Here is a 464-nt window from a genome sequence, read left to right as displayed (position 1 = left end):
CCTTGGTGACCTCGGGAATGGTGTCGGCCCGCCCCAGGCTTTCCAGCATGCGCTGGGTGTTGACGGTGCCCTTGCCGATGCCGTCGTCCGTGACATTGGTGACCACGAACAGATGCAATGCGCCATGCAGGCCTGGGTCGCGGCCTTCGCGGGTCTGGTCCTGCGCGGCCTGCGTGATGGCTTCGGCCAGGGGCGGCCAGCGAAAGTACTGGTTCTCGATGTAGATGAACTGGGTGGCGTTGTTGACCGCCTTCAGATAACCCGCCTCGATATCGCGCACCCCACTTTGGGCCTGGGTGCGCAGCAACTGGGCCATCAGTTGAGTCCCGCATTCCGGACGCGGTTTGAGCTGCACGGCGACCGCGTCCACGTTGCGTGAACGTTGCAGGTCTTCACCGGTTTCCTTGGCCCAGGCGGTGGCGAAGTTGTGGTGCAGGTCCCTGAGGATACGGCCGGTGATCTGG

The 464-nt window shown here is 64.0% G+C and carries 1 pseudogene; it reads right to left on the bottom strand.

Annotated elements, in window-relative coordinates:
- Positions 1 to 464: pseudogene (locus WFQ67_RS30215) on the bottom strand (phospholipase); the annotation flags it as partial.

It is taken from the genome of Pseudomonas sp. USHLN015 (assembly GCF_037153275.1).
Lineage (GTDB): Bacteria > Pseudomonadota > Gammaproteobacteria > Pseudomonadales > Pseudomonadaceae > Metapseudomonas > Metapseudomonas tohonis.
This window is presented reverse-complemented; position numbering and strand designations above follow the sequence as displayed.